General features: G+C 65.6%; 15 protein-coding genes. 10 read left to right on the top strand and 5 right to left on the bottom strand.

The features are described from left to right. Positions 1–158 precede the first annotated feature (158 nt). Together pnp and rpsO are read right to left on the bottom strand one after the other, a co-directional pair. Positions 159–2,312, bottom strand: coding sequence for a polyribonucleotide nucleotidyltransferase (gene pnp / locus QMG84_RS12050; RefSeq protein ID WP_281928129.1), 2,154 nt, complete (start codon positions 2,310–2,312; stop codon positions 159–161). A 246-nt stretch (positions 2,313–2,558) separates the two neighbouring features. Continuing rightward, a complete protein-coding gene (gene rpsO, locus QMG84_RS12045; protein WP_165049143.1) occupies positions 2,559–2,828 on the bottom strand; it encodes a 30S ribosomal protein S15 in 270 nt (89 codons plus the stop codon). Positions 2,829–3,011: 183 nt separating this feature from the next. Here rpsO and QMG84_RS12040 point away from each other — a divergent pair, with 183 nt between their 5' ends. Next, entirely contained in the window at positions 3,012–3,662 is a 651-nt protein-coding gene (locus QMG84_RS12040) for a hypothetical protein (RefSeq protein WP_281928127.1), read from the top strand. On the opposite strand, the gene QMG84_RS12035 is transcribed toward QMG84_RS12040, so the two are convergent. The 3 genes from QMG84_RS12035 to QMG84_RS12025 form a co-directional block, all read right to left on the bottom strand. After that, positions 3,663–5,438: a sodium:solute symporter gene (locus QMG84_RS12035; protein ID WP_281928125.1), complete on the bottom strand. Its 1,776-nt coding sequence runs from the start codon at positions 5,436–5,438 to the stop codon at positions 3,663–3,665. A 281-nt stretch (positions 5,439–5,719) separates the two neighbouring features. Continuing rightward, a complete protein-coding gene (locus QMG84_RS12030) occupies positions 5,720–6,376 on the bottom strand; it encodes a pyridoxamine 5'-phosphate oxidase family protein (RefSeq protein WP_281928124.1) in 657 nt (218 codons plus the stop codon). A gap of 79 nt (positions 6,377–6,455) precedes the next feature. Then, entirely contained in the window at positions 6,456–7,826 is a 1,371-nt protein-coding gene (locus QMG84_RS12025) for a GGDEF domain-containing protein (RefSeq protein ID WP_281928123.1), read from the bottom strand. Positions 7,827–8,063: 237 nt separating this feature from the next. Here QMG84_RS12025 and QMG84_RS12020 point away from each other — a divergent pair, with 237 nt between their 5' ends. From QMG84_RS12020 to nuoF, 9 genes are all read left to right on the top strand, one after another. Further along, a complete protein-coding gene (locus QMG84_RS12020; RefSeq protein WP_281928121.1) occupies positions 8,064–9,122 on the top strand; it encodes an RluA family pseudouridine synthase in 1,059 nt (352 codons plus the stop codon). A 149-nt stretch (positions 9,123–9,271) separates the two neighbouring features. Continuing rightward, positions 9,272–10,105, top strand: coding sequence for an ATP12 family chaperone protein (locus QMG84_RS12015; protein ID WP_281928119.1), 834 nt, complete (start codon positions 9,272–9,274; stop codon positions 10,103–10,105). Between the two features lie 174 nt (positions 10,106–10,279). Further along, positions 10,280–10,645: an NADH-quinone oxidoreductase subunit A gene (locus QMG84_RS12010; protein ID WP_281928118.1), complete on the top strand. Its 366-nt coding sequence runs from the start codon at positions 10,280–10,282 to the stop codon at positions 10,643–10,645. Beyond that, entirely contained in the window at positions 10,636–11,223 is a 588-nt protein-coding gene (locus QMG84_RS12005) for a NuoB/complex I 20 kDa subunit family protein (RefSeq protein WP_165049128.1), read from the top strand. The genes QMG84_RS12010 and QMG84_RS12005 overlap by 10 nt, the downstream gene beginning before the upstream one ends. Positions 11,224–11,357: 134 nt before the next feature. Further along, positions 11,358–11,960, top strand: coding sequence for an NADH-quinone oxidoreductase subunit C (locus tag QMG84_RS12000; RefSeq protein WP_202073404.1), 603 nt, complete (start codon positions 11,358–11,360; stop codon positions 11,958–11,960). An 11-nt stretch (positions 11,961–11,971) separates the two neighbouring features. After that, positions 11,972–13,192 carry an NADH-quinone oxidoreductase subunit D gene (locus QMG84_RS11995; RefSeq protein ID WP_202073403.1) on the top strand — a complete coding sequence of 407 codons (1,221 nt, stop codon included), beginning with the start codon at positions 11,972–11,974 and terminating at the stop codon, positions 13,190–13,192. Beyond that, positions 13,192–13,800, top strand: a complete 609-nt coding sequence (gene nuoE / locus QMG84_RS11990) for an NADH-quinone oxidoreductase subunit NuoE (protein ID WP_281928115.1) — start codon at positions 13,192–13,194, stop codon at positions 13,798–13,800. Before QMG84_RS11995 ends, nuoE begins: the two co-directional genes overlap by 1 nt. An 11-nt stretch (positions 13,801–13,811) precedes the next feature. After that, the gene (locus tag QMG84_RS11985) at positions 13,812–14,066 is read left to right on the top strand and encodes a hypothetical protein (RefSeq protein ID WP_202073401.1); all 255 of its coding nucleotides are present in this window, start codon (positions 13,812–13,814) and stop codon (positions 14,064–14,066) included. 9 nt (positions 14,067–14,075) lie between these two features. Then, positions 14,076–15,380: an NADH-quinone oxidoreductase subunit NuoF gene (gene nuoF / locus QMG84_RS11980; protein WP_281928114.1), complete on the top strand. Its 1,305-nt coding sequence runs from the start codon at positions 14,076–14,078 to the stop codon at positions 15,378–15,380. Positions 15,381–15,388 lie beyond the last annotated feature (8 nt).

Raw genomic sequence — 15,388 nt, 5'->3', positions numbered from 1 at the left:
CCCAGCGCCCGTCATTGCGAGCGAAGCGAAGCAATCCAGGGCGGCGATGCGGCTCTGGATTGCTTCGTCGGCTCCGCCTCCTCGCAATGAGGCGGTGTTTTCCTAGTGTCCAAACGGCGCGAGCGTCGGGACACTGAGCCAATCAAGCGGATGTCGTATCACTCGCCATTGGCGGCGGCGGCTTCCTTCTCGGCCTTTTCCTTGGCCTCGAGGTCTTCGCCCGTCTCCTGATCGACGACGCGCATGGAGAGGCGCACCTTGCCGCGATCGTCGAAGCCGAGGAGCTTCACCTTCACGCGGTCGCCTTCCTTCACCACGTCGGTCGTCTTCGCCACGCGCTGCTTGGAGAGCTGCGAGATATGGACGAGGCCGTCCTTGGCGCCGAAGAAGTTGACGAAGGCGCCGAAATCCGCGGTCTTCACGACTGTGCCTTCATAGATCGCGCCGACTTCCGGATCGGAGGCGATGGATTTGATCCAGTTGATCGCCGCCTTGATGGAGTTGCCGTCGCTGGAGGCGACCTTCACCGTGCCGTCGTCCTCGATGTTGATCTTGGCGCCGGTCTTCTCGCAGATCTCGCGGATCACCTTGCCGCCCGAGCCGATGACGTCGCGGATCTTGTCGGTCGCGATCTTCAAGGTCTCGATGCGCGGCGCGAATTCGCCGAGCTCCGCGCGCGAGGTGGTGATGGCCTTGGCCATCTCGCCGAGGATGTGCAGGCGGCCTTCCTTGGCCTGGCCGAGGGCGACGCGCATGATCTCTTCGGTGATGCCGGCGATCTTGATGTCCATCTGCAGCGAGGTCACGCCGTTCGACGTGCCCGCCACCTTGAAGTCCATGTCGCCGAGGTGATCCTCGTCGCCGAGAATGTCGGAGAGCACGGCGAAGCGCTCGCCTTCCAGAATCAGGCCCATGGCGATGCCGGCCGTCGGCGACTTGATCGGCACGCCGGCGTCCATCAGCGCGAGCGAGGTGCCGCAGACCGTCGCCATCGACGACGAGCCGTTGGACTCGGTGATCTCCGAGACGACGCGCAGCGTGTAGGGGAATTCGGCGGCCGCCGGCAGCATCGGGTGCATCGCGCGCCAGGCGAGCTTGCCATGGCCGATCTCGCGGCGGCCGGGCGAACCCATGCGGCCGGTTTCGCCGACAGAGTAGGGCGGGAAGTTATAATGGAGCAGGAAGCGCTCCTTATAGGTGCCCTCTAGCGAATCGACGAACTGCTCGTCCTCCGCCGTGCCGAGCGTGGCGACGACCAGCGCCTGCGTCTCGCCGCGGGTGAAGAGCGCCGAGCCATGGGTGCGCGGGAGCACGCCGACTTCGGCGACGATCGGGCGCACGGTCTTCACGTCGCGGCCGTCGATGCGAATGCCGGTGTCGAGGATGTTCCAGCGGACGACCTTGGCCTGCAGCTCCTTGAAGACCTCGCCGACTTCCTCCTTGGTGAAGTTCGTCGCTTCGCCCTCGGGGAGGAGCTCGGCCATGACCTTCGCCTTCACCGCGTCGACGGCGGCGTAGCGCTCCTGCTTCACGGTGAGCTTATAGGCGGCGCGCAGCTCGGCCTCGGCGATCCGCGAGACGAAAGCGGCGACTTCCGAACGATCGGGAACGACCAGGTCGCGCGGGTCCTTGGCGGCGCGCTCGGCGAGGCGGATGATCGCGTCGATCACCGGCTGGAAGCCGCGGTGGCCGGTCATCACGGCCTCGAGCATCAGCTCTTCGGAAAGCTCCTTGGCTTCCGATTCGACCATCAGCACGGCGTCCTGCGTGCCGGCGACGACGAGATCGAGCTCGGAGAGCTTCATCTCCTCGATTGTCGGATTGAGCTTGAGCTGGCCGTTGATATAGCCGACGCGCGCGCCGCCGACGGGGCCCATGAAGGGCACGCCCGAGAGGGTCAACGCGGCGGAGGCCGCGACCATGGCGAGGATGTCCGGATCGTTTTCGAGGTCATGCGACAGCACGGTCACGATGACCTGGGTGTCGCAGCGGAACGCGTCGGGGAAGAGCGGACGAATCGGACGGTCGATGAGGCGGGAGATCAGCGTCTCACGCTCAGAGGGACGGCCCTCACGCTTGAAATAGCCGCCCGGGATGCGGCCGGCGGCGAAGGCCTTCTCCTGGTAATTGACGGTCAGCGGGAAGAAGTCCTGGCCCGGCTTCGGGGCCTTGGCGGCGACGATGGTCGCGAGCACGGAGGTCTCGCCCCAGCTCGCCAGAACGGCGCCGTCGGCCTGGCGGGCGATCTTGCCGGTCTCGAGGACGAGCTTGCGGCCGGCCCAGTCGAGTTCTTCGCGGTGGACTTGGAACATGTGTGATCTTTCTCTGACGAAGCCGGCGCTTCGTCATGAGCAAGACGGCGAGAGGCTGCGGGTTTCAACGCCACGCAGCGTCCGGCGATCCTGCCATGACGGGTTTGCGCCGGTTTGTTGGCGACGGCCCCATGCCGGCGCCCGATGGACGGCGAGCCTTCGGGCTCGCTGAAATTTGCGAGCCTGAAGGCTCGCGGTCCAAAAATGCGAAAGCGGCGCGGGCGCGCCGCCTTCGCGAGGCTTAAATCAGCGGCGAATGCCGAGCCGCTCGATGAGGCTCTTGTAGCGGGGTTCGTCCCGCTTCTTGACGTAATCGAGGAGCTGGCGGCGCTGGGAGACGAGCTTCAGCAGGCCGCGACGCGAGTGATTGTCCTTCACATGCGTCTTGAAGTGCTCGGTGAGGTTGACGATGCGCTCCGTGAGGATCGCGACCTGAACCTCGGGCGAGCCCGTATCGTCCACCTTGGTGGCGTATTCCTTGATGAGCGCCTGCTTGCGCTCGGCAGTGATCGACATCCGTCTTTCCTTTTTGTTGGAAGTATCCCGCAGGGAGAGGCCTTGGCCGGGATGTCGTCCAGCGAGGTCGATCCCAAACGGCGCCGCCCGGCGAGGCCGGGCGTGCGTGCGCCTTATAACAGAAACGAACGGAAATGATAGAGGGTGGCAAGAAGCGGGCCAGCGAGATCGAGCGCCCCGACCGTGCGCGAGCGCATGGAAAGCTTCGCCGAGGGGCGTATCCTGCCGCAGGATGTCGACGGGAGAGTATTTATGGAGCCTATCGGGGGCAGGCGAGCCGCAGCGTTGATCTTCCTTATTCTCTCGGTTGCATCTGCGAGCGGGCAGGAAGCGACGTCGGCTTACACAAAGATCGACATCGAAAAAGATTGCAAGCATCGCCGGGGCGTCGCGCCCGAGGATTACGGCGACTGGCGCTGCATGGGCTATGCGGGCGTGCCGATCTGGCTCGGCGCCGGGGACCAGCGCATGTATGTGAGCTTTGGCGCCAAGGCGAAAGACGAGCCGGCGGCGGGCCAGACGCTGGCGCCCTTCAATGACTTCTATGAGGGGACGATCGAATGGCGCCTCGCGGGAGGCAGGCCCTTCGCGACGATCATGCGCTGGAACTACAAGGCGCCGGCGGAAACAGACAAGCGGACGACAAGTGGGCGCGCGCTGGTGGTCACGCGCCTGCCGCCAGGGCCCGTCTGTCATGTGGGCTATGTCGATGCGCGCGCGAACGCCGACGCCAATGCGCTCGCCCGTGAGATCGCCGATAAACACGCGCGGGATTTCGTCTGCGGCACGGACAAGCCGGTCGTCCTCGGCAAGGCGGGCGCCGAATTCAAATAATCAAGCGCCCTTGTCCGGCGTGACGATCTGCCCGTCGCCGCGCAGCACGCGCCGCACGAAGGCGACGGCAGCCGGCTTCTCCTCGCGCGAGGCGAGGCCGGAGAGGACGCCGGCTGCAAGTCCCAGCGTCGCGCCGGCCAGCGCGGCGAGCGCATAGGCCTCGATTTTGCGCGCCGGTCCCGCAAGCAGCAGGGCGGCCGCCAATCCGGCGGAGCCGCCGAGCAGCGCCACCAAAGCTTCGCGATCGCCGGCGCGATTCCAAAAGGCCAGCGCGAGGGAAGGGGCGACGCAAGCGGCGGAAATCCCGAGCGCCAATCCGATCAGCCCGCCGGGCGTCACCATCTGCGTCGCGCTCGCGACATAGCTGCCGGTGGCGACCACGATGAGGGCCAGCCGCGTGATGGCGAGGCGGCGGCTGGTGAGATCGACCTCGCCGCGCAGCCGGTAGAGCGCGTCGTGGCCGACGGCGGCGCCGCAGGCCTGGAGCCCGACGGCGGCCAGCGCGAGGCCGAGGCCGACGATCGCCGAGGCGAGAAGGCCCGACGCCGCGGCGCCGAGTCCCGCCGCGCCGGGAAACGCGCCCAGGAGAAAGTCGCCGTCGAGCGGCCGCACATCCACCGGGCGAAGCGGCGTTCCGGGCGGAATCTTTTCAGCCGCGCAGGCGCGCAGGGCTTGGGACGGCGTGTTGACCTTGGCCCCGCAGATCTCGACCAGTCCGCGCCCGCTCGCGGCATAGACGGACTCCGGCAGGCGCTCGACCGTCTGGCCGGACACACTTGCCGCGAGGCTCACGGCCGAGGCGGCGACCGCGGCGGCGACAAGCAGCGCGAAGATCAGGCTCCAGGCGAGGGTCGCCACGCCCGAAGCGCGCGCCGACTCGTTGGCCTGCGTCGTCACGGCGGGGGCGAGAACCGGCGCCAGCGCCACAACGCCCATGGCGATTGCGATCGTCGCGCCGAGCTCGACGCCAACCCCGGCGGGCGCCGGCATGATCCGCCATTCCGACAGGAGGCTGGCCGCCTCCGGCCAGCCGCCGCCGCCCAAGAGGTCGACCGGCAATTCGCCGCGAAAGCCCAAAGCGGCGATGGGCCAGCCGAGGCCGAGCAAGGCGACGCCCGCCGCGGCGGCGGCCGCCCAGATGGCGCCGCCCAATCCTCCCGGCCCGGCGATGAAAAGCCCGGCGCCGGCGATGGTGAAGGCGGCGAAGGCGCGGCCGGCGCCGCTCAGATCGACGAGGGCGTCGACCGCCATCTGCCCGCCCGCGACGGCGAGCAGGCCCGAGGACAGCGCGACCGCCGCGATCAACCCGAAACGCGGGGCGGCGGAGGGAAAGCGCGCGGCGAGAAGCCCGGAGACGGAGAACACGCCGGTCTTGCGCAGCAGCGGCCCTAGAAAGAGCGCCGCGCCGGCGAGCCCGAGAAAGGCGCCGGCGACGACGCCCACGCTCCAGGAACGGCCGGCGAGCCGGGTCGCGAAGGGCAGGAGCAGCGCGACGGCGATGGCGGCGTTGGCGAAGCCCGCATAATTCGCCGGAACCGCGCGGCCGCCGGCATAATAGAAGGAGACCCGCATCGAATGGAGCAGAAAGCCGAGCGCGGCGAGCGCCAGGACCGTGAACCAGGGCGGCGCCGCCGCCACGAAACGCTCCGGCGCGCCGACGCGGTCGAGCAGGGCCGCAAAGCCATAGGCCAGGAGGAAGCCGGCGGAGACGAAGGCGATTCGCGAATCGAGATTGGCGCGGTCGAACAAAATGGCTTCGCCTGGGCGCTCTCTCATTTTTGGTCGTCTCTCGCTCTTGGGGCGAGGGGAGAGTAGCGGAGCCCGGGTGAGGGGGGAAGGAGCCCTTACTGGGGAACCGGCAAATAGCGATCTCGCGCGGCTAGCCCGCTACCTCCCCTTTACGGGGAGGTCGGCGGCCAAAGGCCGCCGGGTGGGGTTCGCGCCGCAACGACATAGTTGGGGTTTTGCCCAACCCCCACCCGACCCCGCTCACGCGGGGCCACCCTCCCCGGAAAGGGGAGGGATGGGATCACGCCCGGCGTTTCGCCTGGAATTCCTCACCCCTCGCCGCGCTGAATCAACGCCCCATAGGCCTCGAAATCCAAGACCCCGCCGGCGGCGGCGACTTTCTCCCGGTCCTCGGGCCGCAGCGCGTCTTGCGCCACATCCAGCCGCTTCCAGCCGGGCAGCGGCGACTCTCCCGCCGCGTCGGGCAGATATTTCGAGTCGGCGACCTTCTGGTGGGGATGGATATAGCGGGGGCAGTTCACCCAGATCGACTCGACCGCGACCTCGACGACGAATTGCGCGCCGGGGAAAGCGGCAGCCGCCTCCGCGTCGCGCAGCAATTTGGCCTCGCCTTGCACGCGCAGCCGGTTGGGGGTCACGAAGTCGATGAAGAGCAGCCCGACCTTGCTGTTTTCGGCGATGTTGCCGGCCGAATAGAACATGCCGTTGCCGTCGAACCACGGAAAAACAAGCGACTTCGGCCCCGTGACGCGCACGAAGCCCGTTGCGCCGCCCTTGTAGGAGACGGTCGGCCGGCCGGCGGGGTCGATGCTGGCGAGAAAGAACATGTCGCGCGATTCGATGAAGCCGATTTCATGGGGCGCGAATTCGGCGTGCATCACGCCGCCTTCCATCAGATCGGCCAAACGGCGCGAATCGAACGCGTCCTGGAGCTCGCGATGGGCAGGGCCGTAAAAATTGGACATTTTGATTTCTCTCTTCAATGATTTCGAAGAGAGTAACGGGGCGCGCGAGAAATCGTCAAACCGCTGTGCGTCGCGCCATTCAGGCCGCGAGCACGCATTTGTTTCGGCCGCCGTTCTTGGCTTCGTAGAGCGCTCTGTCCGCCCGCGCGACGAGGCGCTGATAATCCGGATGCCCGTCATAGCCCGCGACGCCGATGCTCACCGTAACAGAGAGCTTGGTCGTGTCCGAGATCGCGATGGGCTCCGCCTGAATGGCGGCGCGGACCTTGTTGGCGACGGAGAGCGCCTCTTGGGCGGTCAGCTCCACGCAGATAATCAAAAACTCCTCGCCGCCATGGCGGAAGACGAAATCCCCGCTCCTCACATTTTCGATGAAAACGCCCGCGACATGCTGCAGAACGTGATCGCCTGCCTCATGGCCATAGGTATCGTTCACGCTCTTGAAGTGGTCGACGTCGAGCAGGAGCGCGGCGAAGGGCTTGCCGGTGTTCCGGCTGATCTCGATCTCGCGGGCAAGAACCGTCGACTCGAACCGCCGGCTCAGCAAATGCGTCAGCGAGTCGCGACCTGATTCCAGATTGATCTGGCGCTCGAACAGCGTCTCGATAATCTCCCGGATGCGCCGGGTTTCTTTCGACACGAGATCGATGACGCGCTTGACCTCTTCCTGGGAGGCGCGCGGCGCATCGGGCGATTGCAAAAGCGCCAGATCGCGGTCGATCCGTTCCGTCGCCTCGACGATCTCGAGAAACTCACCGTCGGCCGGGAAGATCGAGTTTGCCTTGTGCCTCAGCCAAAGGCCGAAGCCCGATTGTGAGATCGGCGTGAGAGCCTTCTCGCCCGAGCTAACCACCAAAGCGTGCAGCAACTCATTTTCCCAACTGAACAGGGCCGCGCGCTGACGCTCCCGCTCGACCGACATATTCGCGCTGGCGGCGTAATTGCGGTACGCCTCGTCCTTGCGCGCCTCGGCCTCGCTCGATGCGTAATATTGATGCGCGGCGATTTCGAGGGCCATGTCTATCCGCTCGATGGCCATCTTCACGGCTTCGAGATGGTCGGTGTTGATCGCGTTGCCGAGCAGCGCGTTGATGATCGTCTGCTTGAGCAGACGCATCCCGCGCATCACCAGCTCGAGCGGGATCCCGATGCGCGCGTGAATAGCGCCAAGACGGCGCTGGGCGTCCATCAGTTGGGGGAGAGCCGACGGCTCCCAATTCATCAGAATATCGTCGATCCAGCGCCGCATGGTTTCGCTCAGACGCTCGACCATCCCCTCGCCGGAGAGAAATCCCTGCGCATCGGGGTCCTGCAGCATTGCCGTGTAGAAGGCCGTCGCGAATTCGTGCGCATGACCTTCGCAGAGCGCCACCAGCAATTGCTTCGCCGCCGGCGAAGCCTCTTGCATCAACTCGGCCCATCTCGCTTCAATCAGGCTTTCGGTTTTCATGGCCCGCCCAGGCGGCCTTGGACGCGCCTTCGGAAGAAGGCGGTTGCCGCAACCCTTGCATGCGGCTCGAATATTAATTCCTGCCTAAGGCGAGGGCAAAAACGCGAGCTTACGGCGACGACGGTCGTCGGACCCGCAGCTTTTCGACGCGCCGAGCGCCATCGACAGGCGGCGCGGTTTGTCCGATAAGGCGGCGATGCATGCAGTTTCGAAACATATGCGACCGGGAGCCGCCCGATGAGCGCGCCGGAAGCCAAAGCCGCCGGCGTGACCACGACCATGGTCACCGAGGACGAAGCCGGGATGCGCGTGGACCGCTGGTTCAAGCGGCGCTACCCGTCGCTCGCGCTCTCCCATCTCGCCAAAATCTGCCGCAAGGGCGAGGTGCGCGTCGACGGCAAGCGCGTCGAGACCTCGACGCGGCTGGAGGAGGGCCAGAAGGTCCGCGTGCCGCCGCTCAAGATCGAGGAGCCCGCGAGCCCCGCCATCAAGCGCGCCAATCCCGAGGACGCGCGGGCGCTCAGCGAGATGACCCTTTTCGAGGACAAGGATTTGATGGTCCTCGACAAACCCTTCGGTCTCGCGACCCAGGGCGGCTCGGGCCAGAAGCGCCATATCGACGGCATGCTCGAATCGCTGGCCAAGGGCGATTCCCGGCCCGTGCTGGTGCACCGCCTCGACCGCGACACCTGCGGCGTGCTGCTCGTCGCCAAGAACCGGCGCATGGCGGCCGACCTCGGCGAAATCTTCCGCTCGCGGCAGGCCAAGAAAATCTACTGGGCGCTGGTCGAGGGCGTGCCCAAGCCGGCGCAGGGGCGGGTCTCGCTCTATCTCGCCAAGGGCGCAGGGATGGAGAAGACGCGCGGCGCCGGGCGCGATCTCGAAAAAATGCGGGTCGCCAAACATGGCGAGGCCGACGCACAGCATTCGCTGACCTATTACGCTATTGTCGACAAGGTGGCGCCGCGCTGCGCCTGGTTGTCGATGAAGCCGCTGACCGGCCGCACCCACCAATTGCGCGCCCATGCCGAGGCGATCGGCCATCCGATCTTCGGCGATCCCAAATATGGCCACCGCCCCGAGGACGAGGTGCGCCGCCGCGATCCGCTGCGGGCCATGCCCGACGGGCTGGAGCGCAAGCTGCATCTCTTGGCCCGGCGCCTCGTGCTGCCGCATCCCAAAGGCGGCGTGCTCGATGTCACCGCGCCGCTGCCCGACCATATGAGGAAGAGCTGGGAGCTCTTCGGCTTCGATGTGAAGCAATATGACCCGATCGAGGATGCGCCGGACGCGTGAGGCCCCCTCCCCAACCCTCCCCCGCTGCGCGGGAGAGGGGGCAGATCGTAGCCTTCATCGACAACGCTGATCGTGAGCGTCCCCTCTCCCGCGAGAGCGGGGGAGGGACAGGGAGGGGGCCAAGCAGCTCCAACAAACTGGAAAAACCCATGCCCGACACCCCCACCGGCTTCGACGCCGACTTCTTCGTGCCAGCCGCCGAGCGTGACCCCGTGAAAGCGGCGCGCGACCCCGCGCGTCCCCTGCCCAAGCGCTTCTACAAGGAGGCCACGGTCGGCGAGACGGAAGACGGCTTTTCGATCCTGCTGGACGGGCGCACGGTCAACACCCCCGCGAGACGCCGGGTCGTCATTCCGTCGCGCAAGCTCGCCGAGGCGATGGCTGCGGAATGGGCGGGGCAGGGCGATTATATCGACCCCGCGACAATGCCGCTGACCAAGCTCGTCAACACTGCCCTCGACGGCGTCGCCGCGCAGATGGCGGAGGTGGAGGCGGAGCTGGTCAAATACGCCGGCTCCGACATGATCTGCTACCGCGCCGGAGAGCCCGAAAGTCTCGCTGCGGCGCAAAGGGAGGCGTGGGATCCGCTGCTGGCCTTCGCGCGCGAGCGCTTCGGCGCGCGGCTGACGCTCGCCGAGGGCGTGATGTTCGCCGCTCAGCCCGACGAGTCCATCGCGGCGCTCGCCGAGGCCGTGCGTCGGCATGTCGGCGAGGGGGCGGGCGCGCCGCTGCGGCTCGCGGCCCTGCACGTCATGACGACGCTGACCGGCTCACTGATTCTCGGGCTTGCCAAGTCACTGAATCATATCGACCTTGCGCATGCTTGGGCCGCCGCCCATATCGACGAGGACTTCCAGATGCGGGCCTGGGGCGCGGACGCCGAGGCGCTGGCGCGCCGCGAGGCGCGATTCAAGGAAATGGCGGCGGCCGCTTTTCTGTCCGACTGCGCGACGGAAGGAACGGCAAATGGGCAGGACGCCTGAAAAGGCGTCTCTCCCAAAAGCTTTCCCCTCATAACTTCGCCGCCGCCATCCTTGTCTCTTGCTTTGCACAAGGCGCTGCGTTACGGAACCCGCGGCCTGGAGCTTTTCCAACTTTGAGCTCCCGAGAATGCGGCCTTCGCCCCGCCGCAATGTCGGACCGACCGGACACGACTCATGCCGATGCTGCTCGAACAATATATGCCGCTGGCAATCTTCATCGCGCTCTCCGCGATCATCGCCGGCGCGCTGCTCGTCGCGCCCTTCCTCTTCGCCTTCAAGGCGCCGGATCCGGAGAAGCTCTCCGCTTACGAGTGCGGCTTCAATCCGTTCAACGACTCGCGCATGAAATTCGACGTGCGCTTCTACCTCGTGTCGCTGCTCTTCATCGTGTTCGATCTCGAAGTGGCGTTTCTCTTCCCCTGGGCGGTCGCCTTCAAGGACGCCGGGGCCTTCGGTTTCTGGTCGATGATGGTTTTCCTCGGCGTGCTGACCGTCGGCTTCGTCTATGAGTGGCGCAAGGGAGCGCTGGAATGGGATTGATCACGAACCAGGGCCATCAGACGCTGGTGGCGCCGCAGGCCAAGGGACTCATCGATCCGCGCACCGGCAAGCCGGTGGGCTCGGACGACCCCTTCTTCCTGCAGATCAACGAAGAGCTGGCCGACAAGGGCTTCTTCGTCACGGCGACCGACGACGTCATCAATTGGGCGCGCACCGGCTCGCTCATGTGGATGACCTTCGGTCTCGCCTGCTGCGCGGTCGAGATGATTCAAGCGGCCATGCCGCGCTACGATCTCGAGCGCTTCGGCTTCGCGCCGCGCGCCTCGCCGCGCCAGTCGGACTGCATCATCATCGCCGGCACGCTGACGAACAAGATGGCGCCGGCGCTGCGCAAGGTCTATGACCAGATGCCGGAGCCGCGCTACGTCATCTCCATGGGCTCCTGCGCCAATGGCGGCGGCTACTACCACTATTCCTACTCGGTGGTGCGCGGCTGCGACCGCATCATTCCGGTCGACGTCTATGTGCCGGGCTGCCCGCCGTCGGCGGAAGCGCTGGTCTACGGCATGCTGCTGCTGCAGAAGAAGATTCGCCGCACGGGCACGATCGAGCGGTAAGCAAATTGGCAATGGCGCCTGCCGCCATTGCGAGAAGCGAAGCGACGAAGCGATCCGGCGGACTGGATTGCTTCGCTCCGCTCGCAATGACGGGATGTGACGGACGCGCTCGCGTCCTTGAATGGGGTTGACGGATGTCGGCTGAATTGGAAGCTCTCGGCGCGCGAGTCAGCGGCGCTCTTCCCGGCGCGGTGACCGAGGTGAAGGTCGCTTTTGGCGAGCTCACGCTCACCATCGCGCGCGATCGCTGGATCGACGCGGCGACCTATCTGCGCGACGATCCCGAGTGCCTCTTCGTCAATTTCATCGACGTCACCGCCGCCGACTATCCCGAGCGCGAGGAGCGTTTCGAGGTTGTGGCGCATTTCCAGTCGCCCAAGCACAATCGCCGCATCCGCATCAAGGCGTCGGTCGCCGAAGACACGCCCATCGCCTCGATCGTTCCGCTGTTTCCCGGCGCGGATTGGTACGAGCGCGAGACGTACGATCTCTTCGGCGTGATCTTCGCGGGCCATCCCGACCTGCGCCGCATCATGACCGACTACGGCTTCGACGGCCATCCGCTGCGCAAGGACTTCCCCATGACCGGCTTCGTCGAGGTGCGTTACGACGACGAGCGCAAGCGCGTCGTTTACGAGCCCGTGCGGCTCCAGCAGGAATACCGCAATTTCGATTTCCTCTCGCCTTGGGAGGCCGTGAAATACGACCTTCCCGGCGATGAGAAGGCGAGCAAGTGAGCGCGGCGCAGATGAACGATCAAGCTATCGCCCCCACGAAGCCCGAATCCCAGGGCCTGCGTAACTTCAACATCAACTTCGGCCCGCAGCATCCGGCGGCGCACGGCGTGCTGCGCCTGATCCTGGAGCTCGACGGCGAAGTCGTCGAGCGCGTCGACCCGCATGTCGGCTTCCTCCATCGCGGCACTGAGAAGCTGATGGAGTCGCGCACCTATCTGCAGAACGTGCCCTACTTCGATCGGCTCGACTATTGCGCGCCGATGAATCAGGAGCACGCTTTCTGCCTCGCGATCGAGCGCCTGCTCGACGTGCAGGTGCCGCGCCGCGGCCAGCTCATCCGCGTTCTCTACGCCGAGATCGGCCGTCTGCTGTCGCACCTCTTGAACGTCACGTCGCAGGCGATGGACGTCGGCGCGCTGACCCCGCCGCTCTGGGGCTATGAAGAGCGCGAGAAGCTCATGGTGTTTTATGAGCGCGCTTCCGGCGCGCGCATGCACGCCAATTATTTCCGTCCGGGCGGCGTCGCGCGCGATCTGCCGGATCAGCTCGTCGAAGACATCGGCGCCTTCTGCGACCCCTTCCTGAAGCTCTGCGACGATCTCGCGGACCTCTTCATCGAGAACCGCATCTTCAAGCAGCGCAACGTCGACATCGGCGTGATCTCGCTCGAGGACGCCTGGAAATGGGGCTATTCGGGCGTGATGGTGCGCGGCTCCGGCGCGGCTTGGGATCTGCGCAAGGCGCAACCCTATGAGTGCTACGAGGAGATGGAATTCGACATCCCCGTCGGCAAGAACGGCGACTGCTACGACCGCGCGGTGATCCGCATGGAGGAGATGCGGCAGTCGACTTACATCATGAAGCAGTGCGTCGAGAAGCTGCTGCGCGCCGACGGCCGCGGCCCGGTGCTGACGCCGAACCACAAGATCACTCAGCCGTCGCGCGGCGACATGAAGCGCTCGATGGAAGCGCTCATCCATCACTTCAAGCTCTTCACCGAGGGCTTCCACGTCCCGGCCGGCGAGGTTTACGCCGCGGTCGAGGCGCCCAAGGGCGAATTCGGCGTCTATCTGGTGTCGGACGGCGGCGACAAACCCTATCGCTGCAAGATCCGCGCGCCGGGCTTCGCCCATCTCTCGTCCATGGATTTCATGTGTAAGGGCCATATGCTCGCCGACGTCTCGGCGATCCTTGGCTCGCTCGATATCGTCTTCGGGGAGGTCGATCGCTAATGTCCGTCCGTCGTCTCGCCGACCAGCAGCCCGAGAGCTTCGAGTTCACGCAGGAGAATCTTGCGTGGCTGGAGAAGCAGATCGCCAAATATCCCGACGGCCGTCAGGCCTCGGCGGTTGTGCCCGCTTTGTGGCAGGCGCAGAAGCAGAATAACTATTGGCTGCCGCAGAAGGCGATCGAGAAGGTCGCCGAGACGCTCGGCATGCCGAAGATCCGCGTCCTCGAGGTCGCGACCTTCTACACGATGTTCAACCTCGAGCCGGTTGGGAAATTCTACATCCAGCTCTGCGGCACGACGCCCTGCATGCTGTGCGGCTCGGACGATCTCATCAAGGTGCTGGAGCGCCGGGTCGGCCCGCAGCGTAAGGTGACGGCCGACGGCCTGTTCTCCTGGCTCGAAGTCGAGTGCCTCGGCGCCTGCTGCAACGCGCCGATGGTGCAGATCAACGACGATTACTACGAAGACCTCACGGCCGAGAATTTCGAGAAGCTGCTCGACGATCTCGCCGCCGGCCGCCCGGTGAAGACCGGCTCGCAGAAGGGCCGCGAATCCTCCGAGCCCGAGGGAGGGCTCACGAGCCTCACCTCGCTCTACGGCCAGAAGTGATGGAGCGCGCCATGGCCGAAGTCACGAACGAACTGATCTATGAAGTGCTGAAGGCGATACAGGCGCGCCTCGGCAATCTTGAGGAATCCATGCGTGAATCGCGTGGGGAGGTCAGGGCGCTTCGGTCGGCCATTGCTGCAATCGACAATCGCATGGGCGCTTTTCATATGGATCTTGCGAATATTTACGAGGCGTCCGGCGCGATGGAGGGGCGCATGTCCCGCATCGAGCGCCGCCTCGAAATCATCGACACGCCGCACGCGTAAGGACGGATCATGCTTTCCGACGCAGACCGCATATTCACGAACCTCTACGGCCTCGGCGACCGTTCGCTCGCCGGCGCCCGCGCGCGCGGCCAGTGGGACGGCACCAAGGCTTTGCTCGCCAGGGGCCGCGACAAGATCATCGAGGAAGTGAAAGCCTCCGGCCTTCGCGGACGTGGCGGCGCAGGCTTCTCGACGGGCCTCAAATGGTCCTTCATGCCGAAGGAAGTCGACCCCAAGCGGCCGCATTACCTCGTCATCAACGCCGACGAATCCGAGCCCGGCACCTGTAAAGACCGCGAGATCATGCGCAACGACCCGCATACGCTGGTCGAGGGCGCTTTGGTCGCGTCTTTCGCGATGGGCGCGCATGCCTGCTACATCTATGTGCGCGGCGAATTCATCGCCGAGCGCATCGCTCTGCAGAAGGCCGTCGACGAAGCCTATGAGGCGAACCTCATCGGCAAGAACAATGTCCACGGCTACCCCTTCGACCTCTACGTCCATCACGGCGCCGGCGCCTATATCTGCGGCGAAGAGACGGCGCTGATCGAGAGCCTCGAAGGCAAGAAGGGCATGCCGCGCCTGAAGCCGCCGTTCCCGGCGAATGTCGGCCTCTATGGCTGCCCGACCACGGTCAATAACGTCGAATCCATCGCCGTCGTTCCGACCATTCTGCGTCGCGGCCCAGCCTGGTTCGCCGGCATCGGCAAGCCCAATAACACGGGCACCAAGCTCTTTTCGATCTCCGGCCACGTCAACCGGCCGTGCAATGTCGAAGAGGCGATGTCCATCTCCTTCCGCGAACTGATCGACACCCATTGCGGCGGCATTCGCGGCGGTTGGGACAATCTGCTCGCCGTCATTCCCGGTGGCTCGTCGGTGCGCTGCGTTCCTGCGCATCAGATCATCGACTGCCCGATGGACTTCGACAGCCTCGTCAAGCTCGGCTCCGGCCTCGGCACGGCGGCGGTGATCGTCATGGACAAGTCCACCGACATCATCCGCGCCATCGCGCGCCTCGCTTATTTCTACAAGCACGAGAGCTGCGGCCAGTGCACGCCCTGCCGCGAGGGCACGGGCTGGATGTATCGCGTGGTGCAGCGCATGGTCGAAGGCCGCGCGCATAAGCGCGAGATCGATATGCTGTTCGACGTGTCGAAGCAGATCGAAGGCCACACCATTTGCGCGCTCGGCGATGCGGCGGCCTGGCCGATCCAGGGCCTCATCACCCATTTCCGCGAGACGATCGAAGAGCGCATCGACCAATACTCGGCCAATCCGCATCCCGAGCCCATTCGCGAGGCGGCGGAGTGATCATGAAC

The organism is Methylocystis iwaonis (assembly GCF_027925385.1).
GTDB classification, from domain to species: Bacteria; Pseudomonadota; Alphaproteobacteria; order Rhizobiales; family Beijerinckiaceae; genus Methylocystis; species Methylocystis iwaonis.
Note: the sequence above shows the minus strand (reverse complement) of the source record. Positions and strands in the feature narration are given on the sequence as shown.